Below are 6055 nucleotides of genomic sequence, written 5' to 3' on the forward strand. Positions count from 1 at the left end.
GGGCGCGGAGGCCGGCGCGGAGGCCGGCGCGGAGGCGGGCGCGGAGGCCGGGGCCTGAGTGTCCCCGGCGGGGCCGCTGTCGGTGGCGGAGGGCACACTGGGAGCATGGCGCATTCCCCCCGACGAGCCTGTCCCGCATGCGGGCGCGACTGCGCCGTGACCGGCGGCCGGATCGCCCGGCACGATCCGCCCGCGGGGCGGGACCGCGGCGAGCTGGTGTCCTGCCCCGGCTCCCGGGCCCGGGTGGTGCTCGGCGCGGCCGCGCCGACGCTGGACGGCTTCGTCCTGGCCGAGATGCCGGGCCAGCTCCCGCTGTTCTGAGGGCCGGAACCCCGGTCCGGCCGGCCCCGCCGGGGCTTGAGTACGCGGGGCCGCGGGACTGAGTAGCCGCACGGATCCCCGTACCGGCCGGGCGGGACAGGATGGCGGCATGACCTGGTACCAGTCGGCCCCCGCCACGCCGCAGGAAGCCGCCTCGAAGCGGGCCCTGCGCGGCTCCGTGATCGCGCTCGTGCTGTTCCTGCCCGTCCTCTTCCTGGCGAAGCTGGCGGTGCTGAGCACGGACCGGGGCAGCGGGTGCCTGATGCGGGGCGGCTGCGAACCCTTCCCCGGCGTGCTCTTCCTGTCGCTGGTCGGTGGCGCGGTGATCGCCTTCGTGGTGGCGATGGCCGCATTGCGGCTGACGCTGCGGCGGGTCGCGCTGGGCGTGCAGCTGCTGCTCGAAACCGTCTCCATGTTCGTGGTGCTGGCCAACCCCTGAGCGCCGGACGGCGGCCCGCTTCAGACCGAGGTCAGGCGCAGCAGCAGCGCGCCGCCGATGATCGAGGCGAAGGAGAGCAGGCGGGCGAGCGTGATCCGCTCCTTGAAGACGACCGCGCCGAGCACCACGGCGCCGATGCCGGACCAGACCGTTTGACTTCCGCTCCCCGCCCTAAAGGGCGGGGAGTCCTACCACGGTCGTCTGACCGTCTCGGTGGGTTCCTGCTTCACCGCGCTGTGCGGGCGCGGACGCCCGTCTCACCTGCGCTCGACAGGCTGACACCGCCAGTCCGGCGGCACACGGCGGGATCGGAGCCGGAGCTGGCGCGCACGGTCCGGTCCCTGCGCAACGCCGTCTGACGGCCGGCGCTCAGGAGATCGCGCTGCGCAGCCGGACCACGTCGATCGGCTCGGTCTCGTCGTGGGCGGTCAGGTCGATGACCTGGCCCTCCTCGCCCTGCCGGGGAACGGCCGGCGCGGACTCCGACGCGGACTCCGGCGCGGGCCCGGGCGCCGTGGACTCCGGCCCTGCGGCGGCCCGGTCCGACTCCGCCTTGTGGACGGCCAGGGCCTCCTCCCCGACCACATCGGCCAGGTCCTCGTGCTGGACCGACTCGATGGCCGCGCGCGCCCGGTCGGCGTTCTTCGCGCCGAAGAAGTCGAAGCCGCCGACCGTGCGGGGGGCCGGGCGGCGTGCGGCCTGGTACGGGGCCACCGGCCCCGCGGGCCGGCGCGCCGGGAGGGCGGAGCCGGCGCCCGCGGCCTGCGCCCCCGTGCCGGACTGCGCCCCGTCGGCCGGCGCGGACTGCTGCCCGGACGGCAGCTGGGCGGGCCGGGGCTGCCCCGAGGGGAGCTGTGCGGGCTGCGGCTGTGCGGGCCGCGGAGCCCGGGCGCCCGGTCCCCCGGGTCCCTGCGGGCCCGCCGGACCGGCCTCGGCCTTGCGGGCCAGGGCGCTCAGGGCCGCGTGGGCCCGGGCGTAGCCGACCGCGGTGGGCGCGCCGCTCGACGTGCGCTCCTCGGTGACCGGCGGGAGCTCCTTCGCCGGGCCGGCCGCCGGGGCCGCGGAGGCCTCGATGGCCAGCAGCCGGCGGCCCTCCAGGGCGCTGGCCCGCTCGGTCTCGGCGGTGGCGTACCGGCGCAGCAGCGCCGCGTGCTCGCCCCGCAGCCCGGCGAGTTCGACCCGCTTGGCCCGGAGCTTGGCGTCGAGCTTGGACCGCAGCACCCGGGCCTCTTCGAGGTCGGATTCCAGCTCGGCTATGCGCTCGTCGGTCTTCCACTCGTCCTTGACGCGTTCGCGCGCCAGCTCCGCGACGCGCCGCCCGGCCGTACGGTCCCAGGTGCGCATGACGGCGGCGCCCGCGATGCCCACGGCCGCGGCCAGTGCCACGAGCAGCCTCAGCGCCACGGGATCGGCGAGCAGCCAGGCCACGGTCGCACTGGTGAGGGAAACTCCGGCCACGGCCGTGGGAGTGAGCAGCCGGTGCAGGGGTTCGGGATTGCGGTGGCGTCCTCGGGGCATGGCCAGAAATTTACAGGGCGTGGGGGGCGCTTGGGATGGCTGCCCGGCAATCTGTTCCCGGGCAGTTACCCGGCCACCCGTCCCCTTCTCTTCCCTTCCCCGTCGGCGGCTTACCCGCTGATCAGCCCCTTGGCCTTCAGGTAGGCCTTCGCGACGTCCGCCGGCTTCTCGCGCCGGGCGTCGACCCGGCCGTTCAGCTCGACGAGGTCGGCGGTGGTGAGGGCCTTGGTCAGCTTGTCCAGGGCGGCCGCGATCTCCGGGGCGCCCGCGTCCTTGGCGTTGACCACCGGCAGGACGTTGTCGGCGTTCTGGAGCTTCTTGTCGTCCTCCAGCAGGACCAGGTCGAAGCTGTCCAGCGTGGCGTCCGTGGTCGTGGTGAGCACCAGCTGGTCGGCGCCGTCCTTGACGGCCTGCTTGGCCTGCGGGGTGCCGACGCCCTTGGGGTCCACACCGGAAACGTCGATTCCGTACGCGGCCTTCAAGCCCGGTGCGCAGAAAGGCCGGACGGCGCATTCGTCACCGGCCGCGATCTTCACCTTCAGCCCCGACCGGCCGAGGTCGGAAAGGGTGCGGAGGTTGTTCTTCCGGGCGAATTCCTTCGTCACCGCGAAGGCGTTCTGGTCGACCGCCGCGCCCGCCGGCAGGACCTTCAGGCCCAGCGGCCCCGCCAGCTTCTCCAGCCCGGCCACCGTGGCCGCGGGGTCGCTGGAGGCGACCGGCTTCTCCTCGGGCGCCTTCGGACCGTTGACCTTGGCGTTGAGGAACTCGGCGAGCGTGGCCGCGTACTCCGGGACGACGTCGATCTCGCCCTTCTCCAGGGAGGGCTCGTACAGCTCGCGGTTGTTGACCGTGGTGATCGAGGTGCTGTACCCGGCGTCCCGGAGCACCTGCGCGTACAGCTCCGCCAGCACGTTGGACTCGGTGAACCCGGCCGCGCCGATCACCAGCTTCCCCTTGCCGGAGCCGCCGTCGCCGGACGCGGATGCGGACCCGCCGGCCTCCTTGCTCTGCTCCAGGCTCTCACCGCCGCAGGCGGTGAGAGAAGCGGCGAGGGCCGCTGCCGCGAGGGCCGCGGCCAGGGCCCGCGTGGACTTGCTCATGTCGTGGTCCTCCAGAGGGGTGGATGCGAACAGGAACGGGTGGGCCGGGGGCCGGCCTCGGGTCAGCGCGCCACCGGCCGGGCCAGCAGCCGCTCCGCCGCCACGAGGACCCCCTCGACGAGCAGGGCCAGCGCCGCCACGAGCAGGGCGCCCGCGACGACCTGCGGCGTGTTGTACGTGTTGAAGCCGGCGGTGATGATCCGGCCGAGGCCGCCCTGGCCGACCATCGCCGCGATCGTGGCCGTGGCGACGACCTGGACGGCGGCCGAGCGCAGACCCGTCATCAGCAGCGGCTGCGCGAGCGGCAGTTCGACCCGCAGGAACAGCTGGCCGCCGGACATGCCCATGCCCCGGGCGGCCTCCACCACGGACCGGTCGACCTCGCGCATGCCGACGTACGCGTTGGTCAGCAGGGGCGGCAGGGCGAACAGCACGAGCGCGGCGACGGTGGGCAGGTAGCCCGCGCTGCGCAGCGGCGAGACCATGAACAGGGCGAGCACCGCGAAGACCGGTACGGCCCGGCCGGCGTTGGAGATGTTGACCGCGAGCGCCCCGCCCCGGCCGATGTGGCCGAGCCACAGCCCGACCGGCAGGGCCACCGCGCAGGCGACGGCGAGCGCGATGCCGCTGACGCAGACGTGCTCGGCGAGCCGGTGCCACACCCCGTTCTCCCCCGACCAGTGGGCGCCGTCCGCCAGCCAGTCCCAGGCTCCTCCCATGACGCCCACGGCCCTACGCCCCCCTGTCCGTCGCCGCCGCGCGCGTCCACGGCGTGAGCAGCCGCTGGAGCCCGAGCAGCAGCAGGTCCGCCACGAGCGCGAGCAGCACGCACAGCACGGAGGCGGTGAGCACCTGCGCCTTGAAGGAGCTGCTCACGGCCGGGGCGATGAGGTTGCCGAGGCCGCCCTTGCCGACGATCGAGCCGACGGTGGTCAGGGCCACGGTCGAGACGGCGGCGATCCGCACCCCGGCGAGCAGCGTCGGCAGCGCCAGCGGCAGTTCGACCTGCCACAGCAGCCGCCCGGGCCCGTACCCCATGCCGCGCGCGGCCTCCCGCACCTCCTCGGGGACGGCCTCCAGCCCGGCCAGCGCGTTGCGGACGAGGATGGTCAGCGAGTACAGCACCAGGCCGGTCACCACCAGCGAAGCCGACAGCCCGAACAGCGGCAGCAGCAGGGAGAACATGGCGAGCGAGGGGACCGTGTAGAGCAGCGTCGTCAGGCCCAGCACGGGCGCGGCCCAGCGCCGTCCGCGGCGGGCCAGCAGGGCCAGCGGGACGGACACGACCAGGCCGATGAGGACCGACGCACCGGTGATCCAGACGTGTTCGAGGGTCGCGGCGGTCAGCTCCTGGGAGCGGGAGGTGACGTACTCCCAGCAGACCCAGTCGTTCGCCACCAGGCAGCTCTGCCCGGCCATTCCGTCACCCCCTCCCCACCGCCGTACGCACATCCGTCCGAAAACTCGCAGCCAGGAGCGACCCTAACCCGCCGCGGGCCCGGCGGCCGCAATCATGCGCACCGGGGTAATACTCCCGTCACACATCCGGGGGCGCGGGTAGGGGAGGATGGCGGGTGTGATCCGATTCGAGCATGTGACCAAGCGCTACCCCGACGGAACGACAGCCGTCGAGGACCTGTCCTTCGAGGTGGCCGAGGGCGAACTGGTCACGCTGGTGGGCCCGTCCGGCTGCGGCAAGACCACCACCATGAAGATGGTCAACAGGCTGATCGAGCCCACCTCCGGCCGGATCCTGCTCGGCGGCGAGGACATCGCGGCCGCCGATCCGGTCGAGCTGCGCCGCCGCATCGGGTACGTCATCCAGCAGGTGGGGCTGTTCCCGCACAAGACGGTGCTGGAGAACACCGCGACCGTGCCGCAGCTCGTCGGCACCCCCCGGGCCAAGGCCCGCGCCCGGGCGGCCGAGCTCCTCGAACTGGTCGGCCTGGACCCGGCCGTGTACGGCGGCCGCTACCCGCACCAGCTGTCCGGCGGGCAGCGCCAGCGCGTCGGCGTGGCCCGCGCGCTCGCCGCCGACCCGCCGGTGCTGCTGATGGACGAGCCGTTCGGTGCCGTGGACCCGGTGGTGCGCGAACGGCTGCAGAACGAGTTCCTGACGCTGCAGAAGGCCGTGCGCAAGACGATCCTGCTGGTCACGCACGACCTGGACGAGGCCGTCCGGCTCGGCGACCGCATCGCCGTCTACGGGGCGGGCACCATCGAGCAGTTCGACCGTCCCGCCGCCGTGCTGGGCGCCCCCGCCACCGCGTACGTCGCCTCCTTCGTCGGCGCGGACCGCGGGCTCAAGCGGCTCGCGGTCACCCCGGTCGGGGCCGCCGACCTCGCGCCGGCCGACGGAGCGGAACCGGAGGTCTCGGTGCCGCTCGGGGCCAGCCTGCGCGAGGCCCTGGCCGCGCTGCTCCAGGAGGACTCGGGGCGGATCGGGGTCACGGATCCGGAATCCGGCGCGCTGGTCGGCGTGCTGACCCCCCAGGGGGTGCACCGGGCACTGCTCCGGGCCCGCGCACAGGACGCCGACGCGGCCTGAGCCGGCCAGGGCCGACCGGCCGCGGCACGGCCCGGACCGGCCGGAAACGCCGTGGGGGGGGGGGGGGGTGGGGGGGGGGGGGGGGGGTGGGGGGGGGGTGGTGTAGAGAGGAGGGGGGGGGGGGGTGGG

7 protein-coding genes are annotated in these 6055 nt (G+C 74.6%); 3 read left to right on the forward strand and 4 right to left on the reverse strand.

The genetic code is table 11. The annotated features are described in order from the left end of the window. Positions 1–105: 105 nt before the first annotated feature. Positions 106–321 (forward strand): hypothetical protein, encoded by a 216-nt coding sequence (locus AC068A_RS31580; RefSeq protein ID WP_478589698.1) that lies wholly within the window; start codon positions 106–108, stop codon positions 319–321. A 109-nt stretch (positions 322–430) separates the two neighbouring features. Next, on the forward strand, positions 431–760 hold the full coding sequence (locus AC068A_RS31585; RefSeq protein WP_478589699.1) for a hypothetical protein: 330 nt from the start codon (positions 431–433) through the stop codon (positions 758–760). Positions 761–1129: 369 nt separating this feature from the next. Here the strand turns inward: AC068A_RS31585 and AC068A_RS31590 are convergent, their stop codons facing one another. The 4 genes from AC068A_RS31590 to AC068A_RS31605 form a co-directional block, all read right to left on the reverse strand. Beyond that, positions 1130–2278 carry a hypothetical protein gene (locus AC068A_RS31590; RefSeq protein ID WP_478589700.1) on the reverse strand — a complete coding sequence of 383 codons (1149 nt, stop codon included), beginning with the start codon at positions 2276–2278 and terminating at the stop codon, positions 1130–1132. A 110-nt stretch (positions 2279–2388) separates the two neighbouring features. Continuing rightward, complete coding sequence (locus AC068A_RS31595; protein WP_478589701.1) at positions 2389–3378, reverse strand: ABC transporter substrate-binding protein; 990 nt, start codon at positions 3376–3378, stop codon at positions 2389–2391. 62 nt (positions 3379–3440) lie between these two features. Continuing rightward, complete coding sequence (locus AC068A_RS31600; protein ID WP_478589702.1) at positions 3441–4106, reverse strand: ABC transporter permease; 666 nt, start codon at positions 4104–4106, stop codon at positions 3441–3443. A 4-nt stretch (positions 4107–4110) separates the two neighbouring features. Continuing rightward, positions 4111–4797: an ABC transporter permease gene (locus AC068A_RS31605; RefSeq protein WP_478589703.1), complete on the reverse strand. Its 687-nt coding sequence runs from the start codon at positions 4795–4797 to the stop codon at positions 4111–4113. Between the two features lie 157 nt (positions 4798–4954). On the opposite strand from AC068A_RS31605, the gene AC068A_RS31610 reads away from it, so the two are divergent. Continuing rightward, positions 4955–5926, forward strand: a complete 972-nt coding sequence (locus AC068A_RS31610; protein ID WP_478589704.1) for an ABC transporter ATP-binding protein — start codon at positions 4955–4957, stop codon at positions 5924–5926. The last annotated feature ends 129 nt before the right edge of the window (positions 5927–6055 follow it).

The organism is Streptomyces sp. NPDC043854, assembly GCF_056436005.1.

Bases quoted from the DNA above. Each gene is read 5' to 3' on its own strand.
- AC068A_RS31580 (WP_478589698.1), top strand. From the start codon at position 106: ATGGCGCATTCCCCCCGACGAGCCTGTCCCGCATGCGGGCGCGACTGC.
- AC068A_RS31585 (WP_478589699.1), top strand. From the start codon at position 431: ATGACCTGGTACCAGTCGGCCCCCGCCACGCCGCAGGAAGCCGCCTCG.
- AC068A_RS31590 (WP_478589700.1), bottom strand. From the start codon at position 2,278: ATGCCCCGAGGACGCCACCGCAATCCCGAACCCCTGCACCGGCTGCTC.
- AC068A_RS31595 (WP_478589701.1), bottom strand. From the start codon at position 3,378: ATGAGCAAGTCCACGCGGGCCCTGGCCGCGGCCCTCGCGGCAGCGGCC.
- AC068A_RS31605 (WP_478589703.1), bottom strand. From the start codon at position 4,797: ATGGCCGGGCAGAGCTGCCTGGTGGCGAACGACTGGGTCTGCTGGGAG.